Raw genomic sequence first — 17,159 nt, forward strand, 5'->3', positions numbered from 1 at the left:
TAAAACTCGGGGATTGGTGTCAACTTTAACGTCAAACGTAAAAATTTTAACAATTAATTAGTGAAATTAATCGATCGCCCGATCGGGCAAAATATAAATACAAAGTTTTTAAATCAGAATTTCTAAGTTTTACTGAAGCGGTAAAGTAACCGCAACTGCTGGCGATCAATGAACACTCAAGAATATATCCGGCAAGCCCAAGTTTATTTGAACAGGGGGAAGTTAACTGAGGCGATCGAGTTTTGCAAAAGGGCGATCGAACTTCAACCGTTTTCGCCCTCGGCTTACACCACTTTAGGCGAAATTCTGGAAGCTCAAGGCGATCCGACGGCCGCAAGAGACGCTTTTGTGCAAGCTTTGGAGATTTCGCCGCAGTTTTTTCTGGCTCATGCTTATTTGGGTCAACTTTACAGCGAATATTGGTGGCTGGATGAGGCGGTTTTTCACTACCGGCAAGCTCTGGATTTGAAACCAGACTGGCCGGAAGTTCATTATAACTTGGGAAATGTTTTTCACAATCAGGGTAATTTGTTGGGGGCGATCGACTGTTACCGAAAGGCGATCGCTCTTAACCCCAATTATCTACTTGCTTTCTACAATCTGGCTGTGGTTTTAGATGAAAATAATCAGCTCGAAGCGGCAATTGATACCTACCGACAGGTGATTGCTCTGAAGCCGGATTACGTGGAAGCTTACAGCAATTTGGGTGCGATTCTGCTGAAGGACGATCGCGCTGCTGAGGCGATCGAGGTTTACCAACGGGCGATCGAGATTAAGCCAGATTGGGCGACGCTGCACAATAATTTTGGTCAAGCGTTGCTGGACAAAAATCCCGCTCGGGCGATCGCATCTTACCTCACAGCTATTGAGTTGCAGCCGGACATGGTTTTGGCTCACTACAATCTGGGGAAAGCGTGGCAAATACAGGGAGAACATTCGGCGGCGGTTGCTTGTTTCGATCGCGCGATCGAGCTGAATCCCGAACATATTTCGGGCTATACAGACGCCGGGTTTTCTTTGATGGTTTTGGGTAAAGTTCCGGAAGCCATGCCTTATTTTAAGCGGGCGATAGCTCTGAAGCCTGATTTTGTTGAGGCGTACTGCCGTTTGGCAAAAAGGCACAGAATAGCTGCTGTAGAAGATGATGAATTGTCAAGAGCGATCGCTGCGTGCGATCGATTTCTCGCAGCATTGATGGGAAGTTCGGCAACCGATTGTATAACGGATGTTACTGATGTCACCGATGTCACGGATGTCACAGATTTAAGGGATTTAAAAGTAAAGAAAAAAAAGGGTGCGGCTAGATATTTGTCAAGTCCAGAGCACGAATTGCCTGTTGCTGAAATTTACAATTATTTAGCCGAAATTTACTTGCATTTGGGAAATGCTTTAACAGAGTACGGCGGACACGAATCGGCCACCGTTTATTATCAAAAAGCTTTGCAAATTCAGCCACAAAATGCAGAGATTTACTGGCGGGTGGGAAATTCCTTAGCCCAGCAACAGCGGTTCAGTGCAGCAATTGCAGTTTACCGCATGGCGTTGACGATTCAACCTGCTTTACTGCAGGTTTATTTTGAGTTGGCAAAACTCCTGGAAAAACAGGGGCGCTGGGATCGGGCGATCGATTATTATCAAAAGGTTTTAGAGTTGCAATTGCACGGGTATGGGGAGCAAAAAGAGTGGACTAAAAAGAGTTTTATCTCGCCCGATAGCAATTCTTTAGAACCTCCTCACGCTATTTATTTATCGAGTTGGGATTGGCTGGTTAATGCTAAGTTGGAGGCGGGCAATTATGTGGAAATAGTTTGGAAATATCCACCAGAAGCCTGTGCCAAAAATATTCATAATTCCCAATTTTTGCTAACAAATTCGCAATCGGAAAATACCGATTGTACGGGTTTAACTTGCGGGCTGTGTTTGCAAAGGATTTCTAAGTGGTTCGATCCGGTGCATTTGGGTTGGGGAGTTTGCCGTTTGTCCAACTTGCAACCGCTACCTGTGGAGTCGCCAAAGACTTTTGTGGCACAGATTCCCAAGGGGCGAGTTTGGATTGTTCCGCAGGAAAATTATTGGCTGATTTGCAAAGCGATCGCTGTAATTACTCCTGACAATTATTTATTGGCTGATGTGTCGAGAGATTATCCGGGGTTTTTGCCGGGATGCGAAAAGCATGATGTTAGAAAACACAGCGTTTTTCAGTTAGAATCCTTTCCGCCCTTAAAGCAAATTGACGGTAGCGTGGCGGTGCTTTCTGGTTTGTCGGGAAATGTCTATTTTCACTGGATGGTCGATGTTTTGCCGAGGATAGAATTGCTGCGGCTCAGCGGTAGGGATTTGGCGGAAATTGATTGGTTTTTGGTGAATAGTTGTCAGCACCAATTTCAGCGGGAAAGTCTAAGAATTCTGGGCATTCCTGAAGAGAAAGTCTTGGAGAGCGATCGCTTGCCTCACATTCAAGCAACAGAGTTAATTGTGCCGTCTTTTGCGGGATATTTGGGCTGGCCTTCTGGGTGGGCGATGGATTTTTTGAGGCGCGAGTTTCTCAAGGGAATTATACCTAGTTCCAGCTATCCAAAACGCATTTATATCAGCCGCAGCAAAGCGAGATATCGGCGAGTTTTGAACGAGGAAGATGTGGTTGAGGTTTTGGAGCAATTTGGCTTTGTTTCTATTTTGCCGGAGTCGATGTCTTTGGCAGAGCAAATTGCTCATTTTTACCACGCTGAGGTGATAGTTGCTGCCCACGGCAGCGGCTTGACAAATACGATTTTTTGCCGCCAGGGAACTAAAGTAATTGAGTTGGTGTCGCCTCACTATATCAGCCATTATTACTGGGGAAGCAGCCAATATTTGCAGTTGGAACATTACTTTTTAGCGGGCGAGGCTTTTGAATGCTATCCTATTAGACAGTTGATGTATCAGAATTCGCTGACTGAGGATATTTTGGTGAACTTGAGTTCGCTGAAAAGGATGGTTGAAGTGGTGCGTTTGGGTTAGTTGGCGTCTGGAGTAAGTTTAATTATGCCCTCGATTGAGAAGATGGAAAAAGCAGCGGTTGATTTGAGTCGGCAAGCAGAAGTTTATTTAGCCGAAGGAAGGTTAAATGAGGCAGTTGCTGCTTGCGAGTTAGCGTTGAAAATTGAACCGAATTTGTCTACAGCTTGCCAGACGCTGGGAAAGGTGATGCAGGTTCAAGGTGAAATCGAGCAAGCTAAGCAGTGGTATGAAAGCGCGATCGATCGCAATCCAAATTTGCCGGAAGTTTACGCTAATCTCGGCAGTTTGTATTCTCAAGGAAAACAGTGGGAAAAGGCGATCGCAAATTGTGAAAAAGCGATTTCGCTAGCGCCAAATTTTGCTGCGGCTTATCGGCAGTTGGCGAGAGTTTGGACGCAGGTAGAGAAGCCAGAAGAGGCGGCAGACTGTTGGTATCAAGCTTTTAATATCGAGCCGAATTGGGCAACTGCTGACGAGCACGTCACTCTGGGAAATAGTTTTGTTGAATTGGGAAAGTTCGATCGCGCTATTGAATGTTATTCGCGGGCAATTGGGTTAAACCCGAAGCTGGCAACAGCTTATCACAATTTGGGGGAAATGCTGGTCCGGGAGAAACGGTGGGATGAGGCGATTGCCAATTACCGACAAGCCCTTGCGATCAATCCAAATTCTTTTGAATCTTACCACTGTTTGGGTAAAACTTGGGCGGAGCGAGGTGAATTAGATCGGGCGATCGCCTGTTACAACAAAAGCCTTGAAATCAATCCCAACTACGCTCGTGCTCACCTTGGTTTGGGCAATGTTTTGATGCAAAAGCGCGAGTTTGATGCAGCAATTAAATGTTACCGTCAAACTCTTGAAATTAATGATAATTCCTACTGGGCATACAATTGTTTAGGGGACGCTTTTGCTCACAAAAAACAGTGGTCTGAAGCTATTAGTTGCTACCGCAAAGCTATTGAAATAAATTCAAATATTCCTTGGTTTTATTGCAATTTGGGAATTGCCTTAACCTGTGAAAAATCCTGGGATGAAGCTGTTAGCGCTTACCTGCACGCGGTTCAGATCGATCCGAATTTGACGGGAATCAATCAGAGGTTGGGATATGTTTTGCGCAAGCGAAGCGAATCGGGTTTAGACAGCACAATCGAAACTTACTGTCAAGCTATTGAGGTACTTGCAAGCGGGAAATATTACCACAACTTGCTGGGAATTGAGTTAGATGGAGCGGAGTTTTATATAAATTTAGGGAATAGTTTAGCGAAACAGAAGCAGTTGGAAGGTGCGATCGTATTTTATAGCATGGCACTGCAAATTGAACCCAATGCTGAGGCAGTTGTCGCCCAACTGCATGATGTTCGGGCGAAACAACAGGAGTTATACGCACAAATTGCCACTTACCGCCACCAAATTGATCTCGATCCGAGCAATTCTAAGCCTTACAACGATTTAGGAAATATTTTACCGCAATTAGGCGAATTAGAAGAAGCAATTATTTGCCACCAAAAAGCGGCCGAATTGAGGGGTTGGGCTGAGTGTGCGGCGAAAGATTATCAATTTACCCAAGATTGGTTTACCCACAATATTCCTATTTGGAAACGGCATTTGCAGGAATTTACCGGAATTGCGGATTTTCAAGTTGTGGAAATCGGCAGTTTTCAAGGAATGTCGGCTTGCTGGCTGCTGGATAATATTTTAACTCATCCGACAGCAAAGATTACTTGTATTGATTTGTATTTCCAAGAACATTTTAAGGGCAATATTGTTAAAACTGGAGCAGCCGATCGGGTAATTGAATTAGAAGGTTACTCTCAAGATTTGTTAGTGGATTTGACTTCGGAATATTACGATGTTGCTTACATTGACGGCTGTCACAAACCTACCAGTGCTCTGCAAGATGCGATTTTATCTTGGAGGTTGGTGAAAGTTGGGGGGCTGATGATTTTTGATGATTACGAGTTTACGTTTCCCGACAGCCCGGAGCAAGATACTAAAATTGGGATAGATGTTTTTTTGGAGATGTTTGGAAGTCAGTTAGAAGTAATACACAAAGGCTATCAACTGATTGTTAAAAAAATCGGCAATCAAAGTTTGGGCGAAGAGCAAACTCTGTTGTCTCAGGGTTGGGAAAAGTTGGGGGATATTGCGGCAAATGCGGGTTATTTGGATGAGGCGAGCGCCCGCTATCAAACAGCTATTAAAATTAAGTCTGGCAACTACTTAACTCACCACAAGTTGGGTAAAACTCTGCAAGAGAAAGAACTGTTTGAGGAAGCTCGGGCTGCTTACCAAAAGGCGATCGCACTAAACCCTAATTTTAGTTGGGCTTACTACTTTTTGGGGGAAACTTTGCAGGCGATTGAGGAACAGGGCGAAGCCGCTACTGCTTACCGCAAAGCTATTGAGTTAAATCCCGATTTTTGTTGGACTTACAACAATTTAGGCGATGTGCTGATGGAGCTTTCTGATTGGGAGGAAGCTGCTGTTAGTTACCGCAAGTTAGTTGAACTGAATCCCGATTTTTGTTGGTCTTATGAGAGATTAGGTAAGGCTTTGGTTGCACTGGAAAATTGGGAGGACGCGGCGACAGCTTGCCGCAAAGCTATTGAATTAAATCCCGATGATTGTTGGCTGTACAATAGTTTGGGAGAAGTTCTGGAATCACAAGAAAATTGGCCCGAAGCAGCAGTGGCTTTTGGTAGTGCTATTGAGCTAGAACCTGAGCATAGTTGGCTGTACAAAAAGTTGGGCGATGCACTGCGGAATCAAGGGGAATTGGAAAGGGCGATCGCAATTTATGAGCAAGGCATAAATCTCGATCCAAAATCCTGTTGGTGTTACGAAGGATTGGGTTTGAGTTTAATTGCCAAACAGCAGTGGGAACCGGCAATCACTAATTTAGTTCAAGCATTGCAAATTCAACCCGATTTGTTTGAAGCTTACGATAATATAGGTTATGCTCTGGAACAACAAGGAGAAGTCGATGAGAGCGATCGCGGAGAATACAGCAATCAAATATTACCCTTAAGTGTTCTCAAAAAATACTGTGGGTTTACAGAAGATTTGACCGTTGCAGCAGAATCCAATCCTAACCTCACCTGCATTGACATCCATCCGGCTAGTCACATCAATTTATCGTATTCCAAAACAATTGACAGCAACAGCAGATTTTGGGAACATCAAAGTCATTCAAGAAAAGCTTTTGTTGCCGTATTGCCAAACGGACGAGCTTGGGCAGATGTTGTGACTACGGCCGTTATTACTTCAGAAAATAAACTTGTTACTGATATTTCAATGGGTTGTGCTGAATTGGTAATCACTTCCGACAAATTGCCTCCCGCTGAACACGTCGATGGAAATGTGGCTTTTTTATCTGCTCGCTGGGGTGGAGCCGCTTATTTTCATTGGATGTTTGATGTGATTACGCGATTTGACCTTTTACAGCGGAGCGGATTGATAGAAACTATAGATAAGTTTATTGTCAATGCCAGGGATTCTTCCTATCAAGCAGAAACTTTAGAGGCTTTAGGGATTCCTCAAGATAAACTTTTAGAAAGTCGCTGCAGTTTACACTTTACAACCGATAAATTAATAGTTCCGTCAATATCTTATAACGGATCGGGGGCAGTTTCTAAATGGAAGTGTGAATATCTCAGAAAGACATTTTTAAATGAACAACAGCCACTAAGCACAGACTATTCTGAGCGGATTTATATCAGCCGCCAACAAGCATCCTATCGACGAATTGTCAACGATGAAGAGGTAATTAAATACTTAGAAAAATTTGGGTTTCGCAGTGTCAAGTTGGAAACGATGTCGGTAGCGGAACAAGCAGCGTGTTTGGCGGCTGCTAAAGTAGTTGTCGCACCTCACGGAGGGGGATTGACTAATCTAGTTTTTTGCAGTCCAGGAACTAAGGTAATTGAGATTTTTTCTCCCCTTTACGTTCCGTATTGCTATTGGATGATTAGCAATTTATGCGGTTTGGAACATTACTATTTAATTGGCGATTTGGTTGATGATGGAACTCCGACAAAACCCTTACATAAAGATATGCGGCTGGATTTGAACTCGCTGGAAAAATTAATGACTATTGCAGGAGTTTTGCATGGATAATGACTATCACGATTTGGGTAATTCCCTGCAAGAAAGCGGTCGGCTTGATGAGGCTGTTTCTGCGTACAAAAAAGCTATTGAATTAAATCCTAATTTTTCTTGGTCTTATCACAGTTTGGGCGATGTTTTGCTGAAACTTGAAAAATGGGAGGAAGCTGTCGCTGCTTACAAAAAATCTGTTGAGTTAAATCCCGATTTTTCTTGGTCTTATCACAATCTGGGTGATGCTTTGCTGAAACTTCAGCAATGGGAAGAGGCTGCTGTTGCTTACCGCTGCGAGATTGCACTCAACTCGGATTTTGCTTGGTCTTTTTGCAATTTAGGCGACGCTTTAACTAAACTAAAACAGTGGGATGAAGCTATCGCCAGCTATTTAAAAGCTGTTGAAATTGACGGAGATTTGCCGGGAATTTACGAGAAGTTGGGATATGCTGTCGGACAAACAGAGTCTGATTTGAAGTTGGTGTTAGAACAATTTAAATTGCAAATTACACCGGAAAATCGGGAATTTTATTGGCAGTTAGGAAAGAATTTAGCACAGTACGATCGCCCAAAAAGTGCAATTATTATTTACAAATTGCTATTGACAACTATGCCGAGTTGTGCTGAACGGTCAGCAGAATTAGAAGAGTTGTTGCAGCAGCAAGAAAAGTGCGTTAGCGAAGCCCTCGAAGAGGATCGCGCATTAGCCTCATCTCGCGCAACTGTCGCCCAAAAACCCGATGATTGCTGGTCTTATTACAATTTAGGTGCCGTTTTGAGCCACCAAAAATATTGGGAGGAAGCGGCGGAGGCATTTTGCCAAGCAATAAAAATAAATCCCGATCTTCCTTGGTGGTTTTATTACAATTTGTGGGAAGTTTTTGTTAGACAAAACAAGCTAGATGAAGTTGAAAACTTGTGCCGCGAAGTTGTTGCAGCTAAGCCGGAGGCTTTTTGGTCTTATCTGAATTTGGGGGAAGCTTTGACGAGGCAAGGTAAAATTGCCGAGGCGATTGATTTTTATCGAACTGTCAGTTACAAACAAAGTTTTGCATCTCTTATCAGTAAGAGAACAGGCATCTTGCCTGTTCCACAAGCAGAGACAGGCAAGATGCCTGTTATACAAGCAGAGACAGGCAAGATGCCTGTTCCACAAGCAGAGACAGGCAAGATGCCTGTTCCACAAAATTGGAACTTAAAACCAGTCAAAGTTCCTAATTTTATAATTATTGGTTGTCAGCGGTGCGGGACGACTTCTCTGTATACTTATTTAGCTCAACACCCGCAAATTTTGACTCCGATTAAAAAGGAGATGGATTTTTTCTCGTGGCACTTTGACAGGGGGATTGATTGGTATTTGGCTCATTTTCCGCCAATGCCAGCCGGGGAGCAATTTTTGACGGGCGAAGCAAGTCCGAGCTATTTTGACTCTCGGGAAGCACCGGAACGTCTCTACAGCCTGTTTCCACAGGCGAAACTGATTGTACTTTTGCGAAATCCGGTCGATCGGGCGATTTCTCAATTTTACCGCTTGACTGGCTTAAATTGGGAAGCGCGATCGCTCGATCGAGTAATTAGCGATGAAATTGAACGGTTGAGTCAAAATCCAGAATACATCATCGGCGAGGAACCGGGGAATTATTTAGCTCGCGGTAGGTACATAGAATTTATCAAAAAATGGCGGGCTTTCTTTCCCAGAGAACAGTTGTTAATTTTGAAAAGCGAAGATTTTTATGCAGGTGCGGCGACAACAGTCAAGCAAGTTTTAGAATTCTTAGATTTGCCGGAATATCAATTGTCTGAATACCAAAATGCTAATCCCGGTTCTTACCAGCCGGTCAATCAATCGGTTCGCGATTGGTTGAGGGATTATTTTCGACCTTACAATCAGCAACTAGAAGAGTATTTAAACACAAATTTTAATTGGTAATAAACTTTATTTTTGCTACTTTCAGGACTTAAGCACGGGTGGCCAGAAACCGAGTTTTTTACCGAATCTGGGGTTCCAACCAAGTATTTTCGCCAAAAAACCCGGTTTCTTGGGTCGGAGGGCGTCCATGATTGCCTATCTGGCTTTGCGGATGAAGTCGGACTTACCTGGCGTGACATGGCGCATCAAGGGAGATTTTTGACTCCCGCGCGCCCAAGTCCGAGCAAAAGACCCGCCTCCTATTGACAAGTCGTACTCGTTATGATTACGCTAAAGTAAGCAATTGAACCTAAGTACCTAAGAATTTAAAATCATGCTGACGAACCAAGAAGGTCAAAGAGTACCCAAAGTCACCTTTCGCACTCGCAAAGACAACGAGTGGGTCGATGTCACCACCGATGATATATTTGCAGGTAAAACCGTAGTCGTCTTCTCGCTGCCTGGGGCTTTTACGCCCACTTGTTCGTCAACGCACCTCCCCGGTTATAACGAATGTGCCAAAGTTTTCAAAGAAAATGGCGTAGATGAAATAGTTTGTATTTCCGTCAACGACGCTTTTGTGATGAACGAGTGGGCAAAAGACCAAGAATCAGACAATGTGACGTTAATTCCCGACGGTAACGGCGAATTTACCGAAGGCATGGGAATGCTGGTAGACAAAACAGACTTAGGCTTTGGCAAGCGGTCTTGGCGTTATTCGATGCTGGTAAAAGATGGCTTGGTTGAAAAAATGTTTATTGAGCCTGATGAACCGGGAGACCCTTTCAAAGTGTCCGATGCCGAGACGATGCTCAACTACATCAACTCCGCAGCAGCCAAGCCGAAGGTCGTTTCCCTGTTTACAAAAATGGGCTGTCCCTTCTGCGCTAAGGCTAAGGCACTGCTGAGTAAAAATGGCTTCGATTATGAAGAAATCGTCTTGGGACGGGAGATCACAACCCGATCGCTCCGGGCTATGACTGGGGCTACAACTGTGCCGCAAGTATTTATCGACGGCAAGTTGATCGGTGGTTCCGAAGACCTAGAGTCTTATTTGGCTGTTGCTTAGTTAAACACAAATACTTAACCTGCGGGTGCGAAGTGCACGCCTTACTGGTTGTAGGGCGTGCAGTGTGCGTCTTTGCCCTATTTGGCGGTATTTAGCCCCGTCGAGCTTTCGCTTGAAAAGTTCGATCGGTCTATCGATCCATTCTCGTGCCACAATTACTGGGGAAGTAATATTAAAAACGCAAAAAATGGGAGTGAACGATCGTGGATTTGAGTTTAGTCGCGTCAAATATCTTAAATCCACCCATATTAGCTTTTTTCATGGGAATGCTGGCAATTTTTCTCAAATCTGATTTAGAAATTCCAGCGCCCATCCCCAAACTGTTTTCGCTGTACCTGCTGTTTGCGATCGGATTTAAAGGCGGCGTCGAACTGTCCAAAAGCGGAATTGACCAGCAAGTTGCCCTGACAATTTTTGCAGCGATGCTGATGTCAATGCTAGTACCAATTTATACTTTTTTCATACTGAGGATCAAACTCGACTCCTACAATGCCGCGGCGATCGCAGCCACCTACGGTTCCATCAGCGCCGTCACATTTATTACCGCAACCTCCTTCCTCACAGCACAGGGGATCGACTTTGACGGTTACATGGTAGCCGCGCTAGCATTAATGGAATCCCCGGCAATTATAGTCGGGCTAATCCTCGTGAGTGTATTCGGCGGGGAAGAAGGAAAACGCGAAATAGTTTGGCCAGAAGTGTTGCAAGAAGCATTCCTAAACAGTTCAGTTTTTCTACTGATTGGCAGCCTAATTATGGGCATAATGACAGGAGAACACGGTTGGCAAGTTATGAGTCCGTTTACTCAAGACTTATTTTACGGAGTTTTGACTTTTTTCTTGCTAGACATGGGGCTGGTTGCAGCCAGCAGAATTAAAGATTTGCAAGAAGCAGGAATTTTTCTGATCGGCTTTGCAATCCTAATTCCCATAGTCAACGCCGTAATTGCTTTGGTAATAGCGAAATTAATCGGAATGCCACAGGGAGACACTTTGCTGTTTGCCGTCTTGTGCGCTAGTGCTTCTTATATAGCAGTACCAGCAGCCATGCGCCTAACTGTTCCCGAAGCGAATCCAAGTCTTTACATTTCAACGGCCTTAGCAGTGACCTTTCCATTTAATATCATTGTAGGCATTCCCCTGTATCTATACGGAATCAATATGTTTTGGAGGTGAGATAATGGAGCCAGTCAAAAGGATAGAAATCATAGCCCACTCGGTGGAACTCGGCAAGATTTTAGACGGTTTAGACAAAGCTGGCGTACCCGGTTATTCGGTGATTCGTGATGTGGCGGGAAAAAGCACCAGGGATCACGTTTCCCGCAATTCATCAATGACGGCGCTGGATAACGTTTATGTGGTTGCTTTTTGTTCTCCCGCTCAAATATCAGCAGTTGCAGAAAACATTAGACCCGTGCTCAATAAATTTGGTGGGTCGTGTTTTATTTCAGATGCGGTGGAATTGCTAATTACTAGGTGCGTCGGGTAGTCATTAGTGATTGGTGATTATACCAATTCGGAAAACTAGAGCGACATATAGATTGTACGCCATAGGTGTAGGGACACGGCATTGCTGTGTCCTTGTGCGTATCTGTGACTTTAATCCTAGGCTTCCGGCCCGGAAAGCCACCACTGGTGAGAATACCAATCCATTTTGGTTTTTTTATAAGTTTTTTGTTATTACTTTAGCATGATTTAAAAAAGGCTATTTTGAAAATAATTTCTGTCTGTTATAGCACTTTTACAAGTTTACAATCATCAGCCATTAACCATTAGCCAGCGGTAATTTCAGGGTTAATTACCCTTCGCCACCCCCGAATTCAGAATTCTTAAGAGATAGAAAAGAATCAGTTAAAAAAATCCGTTAGCGTGGTAAATTCTAAGCCACAACAGGCGATCGCCCGATCGACTAGCGAGATTTTCAAGAGGAGTTTAAACATGGCTGCATTAAAAGTTGGCATCAACGGATTTGGTCGCATAGGACGGCTAGTCATGCGTGCCGGCATCAAAAACCCCAACATCGAATTTGTCGGCATTAACGACTTAGTTTCGCCAGAAAACCTGGCTTATCTTTTCAAATACGACTCCACCCACGGCATTTACGACGGCGAAGTTGAAAGCAAACCCGACGGGATTGTCGTTGACGGACTATTTATCCCCTGCACAGCGATTAGAAATCCTGCCGAATTGCCTTGGGGTAAATCCGGCGCAGATTATGTTGTAGAATCTACCGGATTGTTTACAGATTTTGAAGGCGCATCAAAACACTTGACTGCGGGAGCAAAACGAGTAATACTTTCAGCACCGACAAAAGATCCTGAAAAAGTACCAACATATCTAGTAGGCGTCAACCACCACAAATTTGACCAGGCAAAAGATACTGTTGTTTCCAATGCTAGCTGTACAACGAATTGTTTAGCACCAATTGCCAAAGTGATCGACGATAACTTCGGCTTGGAAGAAGGTTTAATGACTACAGTTCACGCCATGACATCTACTCAACCAACTGTAGACGGCCCCAGCCAAAAAGATTGGCGGGGAGGACGCGGTGCGGCTCAAAATATTATTCCATCTTCCACTGGTGCAGCAAAAGCTGTTACTTTGGTGTTGCCGAAATTGAAAGGAAAATTGACGGGAATGGCTTTGCGCGTGCCAACTCCCGACGTGTCTGTAGTTGACCTTACTTTTAAAACGGGGAAGGAAACTAGCTACAAAGAAATTTGTGAAGCCATGAAAAAAGCCTCGGAGGGCGAACTCAAAGGCATTCTCGGATATACTGAAGATGCGGTGGTTTCTACAGATTTTAAGGGCGACGAGCGATCGAGCATTTTCGATGCAGGTGCGGGAATTGAACTTAATTCTAAGTTTTTCAAAGTCGTTTCTTGGTACGACAACGAGTGGGGTTATTCTTGCCGCGTGATTGACTTGATGCTGTCGATGGCCCAGAAGGACGGAATTTTGAATAATTGATTTTTTGTGGGGTGGCATTTTGGGCGGGCTCGCCTTCCCACCCCACAAACAAATTCCTATGAATTTTTGTGGAACGGGCCCGAAAGCCTGTTCCTGAGAATATTACCTAATGTGAGTTAAACTTTTTGTGTTTCCGATTCGATCGCGCTCATGTCTGAATTACCACCGCTGAATAACGAAACTATTTGGGCTATCCTCAACGAAGAAATCGACGATGCTGGCGTCAATCAGCTAGTTTGGCAGTATCTGGGCTACCGCTGCGATGCGGAGACTGGTAAGTGGAACAGTGCTGATGTTGCTACCGAGTGGCGCCAAGAATACCCGGAACCGCCGGATTTTATCGATTCTAGGCCTGCGACCGTAAAATTGACTCGATCGACCCCTCCAGAAAACAAGCAGTTGCTGAAGGAAAAATTGGGGTTTAAGGGCTATAAAATTGGGGAATTCGGGCCGAGACAAACTCGCAGGGCGACAATGGCTAATTGGTTGATGGGTTTTATGAAAGCTGGGGACTAGGAGGTATATGGGATTGCTGTGCGGTTGTTGCCCGCGTTACAGTACAAAGATATTAGATTTTTTGGCAGGAAAACCCCTAAATTCCTATTAAGGATTGAAACCTTTATTAAACTCTTCCTTTCTTTCTCTGTCTCCTTTGCGTCCTCTGCGGTTAATTAACAAAAATTAAGCCTTTTGAAAGTCAAAAAACACTAAAATCCGATCGCCAATTCCAACCTCCTCACCGCCAACCCTGACATCGGGCTGTTCCGTAAAGTATCCTAGAGTCGGCACAAAACCACTGTGAGGAAACCTTTATGAAAACAACCACCATATCTCGCTTAACCAGCATTTCCCTCGCTACCCTAATGCTAGCCGGCGTTTCAGTCAACGCGACCGCCACGCCAGCCACCACCCAACCCGCAACCCAACTCGCCCAAGCTACTGCCAAAAAACGCCTCGTCGTCATGGACTTCGACTACGGCACCACCAACAGCTATTACACTTCCTACAGGGGAGTCGGGGCCGCTAAAGGCATCAGCGAACTGCTAATCAACGAACTTGTCAACAATGGCACTTATACAGTAGTCGATCGTAGCAAACTCGAACAAGTGCTCAAACAGCAAAATCGCAGCGGTGCGATGGATGCTGGTACAGCAGCAGAAATTGGCAAGGAGTTAGGAGTTGACGCCGTACTCATCGGCACCATTACCAAGTTTAATATTGACAAACAATCAGGCGGCGGCAGTTTCATGGGAATCGGCGGCGGGTCGCAAAAAACCAAAGCTACCGTTCAAATAGACGTGCGGTTAATTGGTACAGCTTCAGGAGATATTCTTGCTACCGCCAAAGCAGTAGGAGAAGCCGATCAAAGCGATTCTAATATTTCTGTCAGAGGTATCAGCAGCAATTCTGGCAGCAGCAATGAAGACTCACTTTTGAGCGCGGCCGTTGACAAAGCCGTATCTCAGATGGTGACTAAACTTGCAGAAGTATCTAAGAAATTAGGTTAGAAATTTTGAAACCTTTTTAGATTTGAGATTGGGAATTGAATAATTCCCAATCTCAAATCTAAAATTATCAGTTCGCTATCGCACGCTACCCAAAGAAACCCGGTTGAGCGTTGTCGCGATCGAGCGTATATGACCAAATTTTGTGAATCAACCGGGTTTTTGCGTCTAGGACAGATTATGTCAGCTACTTGATCAGCGATGGTACCAGTTAGTCTTAGTTTTGTTTAGAAATCTGCATTTTTCATTCTACTAAATTAGAGCAAATTCGCTCAACATACTCAAGCATTAACAGTTTAATTAGCATTGGGATTTGAGTCAGAATTAACAACGCATTTCCCCTGTTGATTCGGGTTTGGAGTCGGGTTAGAGACTACTTTAGAAAGGGCAGCTTGTTCTTGAATCCATCCGATTTCTCCCGCTGGCAGCGTGGCAATTCCTACTTCAACTGTTGGCTTAACGGTCGGGGAAGGCGAGGGAGTTGCCACAGCGGGAGATCGATTCACTGCGGGTTTTGAAACTGTAGAAAAATCTTTATTTGAGTTGGGTTTGGGAGAGTTCGATCGCACAATTTCAGGAATCGAACAAACTTTCAATTCCAGCCAATTGCCTTGAGGCGTAAGTTGTTTGTTTGTCACCTGCAAAACGCTGCCGGCAGGGACTGTTCCCTTGACAGTCAACTCACCCATTGCGACGCGCAAATCCAAGCGATCGCCCTCTTTTCCCAATTCCTCACCTGCAGAACTTTTAATCTCTATAAACGAGCCTGTTTCTAAAGATTTCACCGGAGGAGGTACAGATTCAACTGTTTTCTGCGGCGTGCTTCCAGCATTAATTAAACCGCCTTTCCCGAAAATCGACTCCCCGGCAGTATCGATCGCCCGACCCACCGGAGGGATGAAAAAATAAGCAAATACACCCCCCAACCCTAATAAAAATACAATTTTCAGGAGCAGAGAAAATGAACTTTTGCTTTTTTCCTGCTGTAACAACTGCGTTTTCGCTTGAGAATTACCATCGCCAAGGGTTGTGGAATCATTCAAATCCGTTGGCAAATCCTCGCTGTCGATAATTGGTTCCGCAGGCGTATCTAAAGGTGCGACAGACAATTCTGTCAAAGTATTGCCTTCGTCCCTCAAATGTGCCTGACAGTGAATTAAAGCTACAGTGACGTTATCGTGACCGTTTCTAGTATTAGCAATCTCAATCAGTCGATCGCGCGCCTTGGCCACATTAATGCTACCGTCGAGAATTGGCAAAATCTCCGTTTCCCAACATTCCTCAACCCGGTCTTTATCGCTCAAACCGTCGGAACACAGCAGCAAAACGCAGTCCTCATCCACCGGAAAACGCTGCACAGTTGGGTGCAGAGTGTTGGACGAACTAATGCCCAAAGCTTGAATCAGAGCGCCTGCGGCCACTTGTTCCAAAGCATCCCGGTAGAGGGAGTAGCCCAAACGCACCTCGCGGCAAGCTACATCGTCGTCGAGAGTAACTTGATAGCAGCCAGTGCGGGTAATCCAGTAAGCCCGACTGTCTCCGACGTGGGCGACGTAGAGTTCGTGAATGTGGGCTAAAGCCATAACTAGCGTAGTTCCCATCCGCTGGCGGCCTTGGCGGTGTTCGCTGTCGTTGCGACCGGCTATCTTGTCGTTAGCAGCACAAGCGGCCCGTTGCAGCTTGGAAGTCAGGCTCAGCGGGTCCCAATTAGCCTGATGCAGGGGCATTTGCTCCAACTTTTCCCGCAGCACAGCAATGGCTTCTTCCGAAGCGATTTCGCCGCCGTCTTGTCCGCCGATACCGTCGCAGACGATCGCGCAAGCGGACGATCCCGGTTTTCCGGAGAACACCGTACCGCTGGGCGGATAGCAAGCATCTTCGTTGTGAGCCCGTGCTCTGCCGACATCGGTGCCCGTGGCAATCTCAACGTGACGATCGTAAAATCGCCCGCACTTTGCCAGAGCTTTATCCAACTGGCCCATCAGTTGTTCGCCGTTGCGCACTTGACCGGCAACCATTTGCTGGCAAAGTTGCCTCAAAAAATTGGCGATTGCCGGGTGAGCATCTTCAAGCCACTGCTGCCACAATTTGCCCAACTGCGACAAATTAGGCGGTTTGCGATCGGGCTGCAATTCCAGAAACCGCACCAATTGTCCTTCCACCCGCAGCAGTTCCGGAGTCAGCAGCGTGGAAGCCACGCCCTGAGCGATACACGGCTGCCACAACTGGGCAATTTGCCACAGCCAATTGAGCTGGCGCATCGCTGCGGCTCCTTTCCAGGAGTCCGCCAATTCCGGCATTAAAGATTCCGTCACCTTCAAAATAGGCACGTTTTCCAATAGCCAGATATCTCCCGATAGCTTGCTCCTCTGGGACGATACCAGCCCGTATACTTGAGGTACGTGCAACTGATAGGTAAATAGTCTCAGATAAGGAGTGACAACACTCGGAATCTCTTCGGGCTGTTCCGGCAACTGTTCGGGTTGAGTATCGACAAGAAGTCGATCGCGCTTGACCAAGTAGCGACCAGCGATCAGATCGCCTGGCTTACACCCTTTGATCCCTTCACCTAAAGCCCATAAGTAGTGTTTTGCCACAGAGTTTTGCAT

The 17,159-nt window shown here is 45.3% G+C and carries 10 protein-coding genes; 9 read left to right on the forward strand and 1 reads right to left on the reverse strand.

The window, feature by feature from the left end; genetic code table 11:
* Positions 1-168: 168 nt before the first annotated feature.
* The 9 genes from QUA13_RS17635 (at position 169) to QUA13_RS17675 (ending at position 14,553) form a co-directional block, all read left to right on the forward strand.
* Positions 169-3,000, forward strand: a complete 2,832-nt coding sequence (locus QUA13_RS17635) for a tetratricopeptide repeat protein (RefSeq protein WP_333200499.1) — start codon at positions 169-171, stop codon at positions 2,998-3,000.
* 24 nt (positions 3,001-3,024) lie between these two features.
* Positions 3,025-7,116, forward strand: coding sequence for a tetratricopeptide repeat protein (locus QUA13_RS17640; protein ID WP_333200501.1), 4,092 nt, complete (start codon positions 3,025-3,027; stop codon positions 7,114-7,116).
* Positions 7,109-9,028: a tetratricopeptide repeat protein gene (locus QUA13_RS17645; protein ID WP_333200503.1), complete on the forward strand. Its 1,920-nt coding sequence runs from the start codon at positions 7,109-7,111 to the stop codon at positions 9,026-9,028. Before QUA13_RS17640 ends, QUA13_RS17645 begins: the two co-directional genes overlap by 8 nt.
* A gap of 313 nt (positions 9,029-9,341) precedes the next feature.
* The gene (locus QUA13_RS17650; protein WP_333200505.1) at positions 9,342-10,076 is read left to right on the forward strand and encodes a glutathione peroxidase; all 735 of its coding nucleotides are present in this window, start codon (positions 9,342-9,344) and stop codon (positions 10,074-10,076) included.
* A gap of 203 nt (positions 10,077-10,279) precedes the next feature.
* Positions 10,280-11,251, forward strand: a complete 972-nt coding sequence (locus QUA13_RS17655) for a sodium-dependent bicarbonate transport family permease (RefSeq protein WP_172186348.1) — start codon at positions 10,280-10,282, stop codon at positions 11,249-11,251.
* Between the two features lie 4 nt (positions 11,252-11,255).
* Positions 11,256-11,564, forward strand: a complete 309-nt coding sequence (locus QUA13_RS17660) for a P-II family nitrogen regulator (protein ID WP_172186349.1) — start codon at positions 11,256-11,258, stop codon at positions 11,562-11,564.
* 449 nt (positions 11,565-12,013) lie between these two features.
* Positions 12,014-13,045, forward strand: coding sequence for a type I glyceraldehyde-3-phosphate dehydrogenase (gene gap, locus QUA13_RS17665; protein WP_333193547.1), 1,032 nt, complete (start codon positions 12,014-12,016; stop codon positions 13,043-13,045).
* A gap of 150 nt (positions 13,046-13,195) precedes the next feature.
* The gene (locus QUA13_RS17670) at positions 13,196-13,561 is read left to right on the forward strand and encodes a DUF1823 family protein (RefSeq protein ID WP_333200507.1); all 366 of its coding nucleotides are present in this window, start codon (positions 13,196-13,198) and stop codon (positions 13,559-13,561) included.
* Positions 13,562-13,857: 296 nt separating this feature from the next.
* The gene (locus QUA13_RS17675) at positions 13,858-14,553 is read left to right on the forward strand and encodes an LPS assembly lipoprotein LptE (protein ID WP_333200509.1); all 696 of its coding nucleotides are present in this window, start codon (positions 13,858-13,860) and stop codon (positions 14,551-14,553) included.
* A 293-nt stretch (positions 14,554-14,846) separates the two neighbouring features.
* On the opposite strand, the gene QUA13_RS17680 is transcribed toward QUA13_RS17675, so the two are convergent.
* Entirely contained in the window at positions 14,847-17,159 is a 2,313-nt protein-coding gene (locus tag QUA13_RS17680) for a protein phosphatase 2C domain-containing protein (protein ID WP_333200511.1), read from the reverse strand.

Source organism: Microcoleus sp. S28C3, from assembly GCF_036700785.1.
GTDB classification, from domain to species: Bacteria; Cyanobacteriota; Cyanobacteriia; order Cyanobacteriales; family Microcoleaceae; genus Microcoleus; species Microcoleus asticus.

Bases quoted from the DNA above. Each gene is read 5' to 3' on its own strand.
- QUA13_RS17645 (WP_333200503.1), top strand. From the start codon at position 7,109: ATGGATAATGACTATCACGATTTGGGTAATTCCCTGCAAGAAAGCGGT.
- QUA13_RS17640 (WP_333200501.1), top strand. From the start codon at position 3,025: ATGCCCTCGATTGAGAAGATGGAAAAAGCAGCGGTTGATTTGAGTCGG.
- gap (WP_333193547.1), top strand. From the start codon at position 12,014: ATGGCTGCATTAAAAGTTGGCATCAACGGATTTGGTCGCATAGGACGG.
- QUA13_RS17680 (WP_333200511.1), bottom strand. From the start codon at position 17,159: ATGCAAAACTCTGTGGCAAAACACTACTTATGGGCTTTAGGTGAAGGG.
- QUA13_RS17650 (WP_333200505.1), top strand. From the start codon at position 9,342: ATGCTGACGAACCAAGAAGGTCAAAGAGTACCCAAAGTCACCTTTCGC.
- QUA13_RS17660 (WP_172186349.1), top strand. From the start codon at position 11,256: ATGGAGCCAGTCAAAAGGATAGAAATCATAGCCCACTCGGTGGAACTC.
- QUA13_RS17675 (WP_333200509.1), top strand. From the start codon at position 13,858: ATGAAAACAACCACCATATCTCGCTTAACCAGCATTTCCCTCGCTACC.
- QUA13_RS17670 (WP_333200507.1), top strand. From the start codon at position 13,196: ATGTCTGAATTACCACCGCTGAATAACGAAACTATTTGGGCTATCCTC.
- QUA13_RS17635 (WP_333200499.1), top strand. From the start codon at position 169: ATGAACACTCAAGAATATATCCGGCAAGCCCAAGTTTATTTGAACAGG.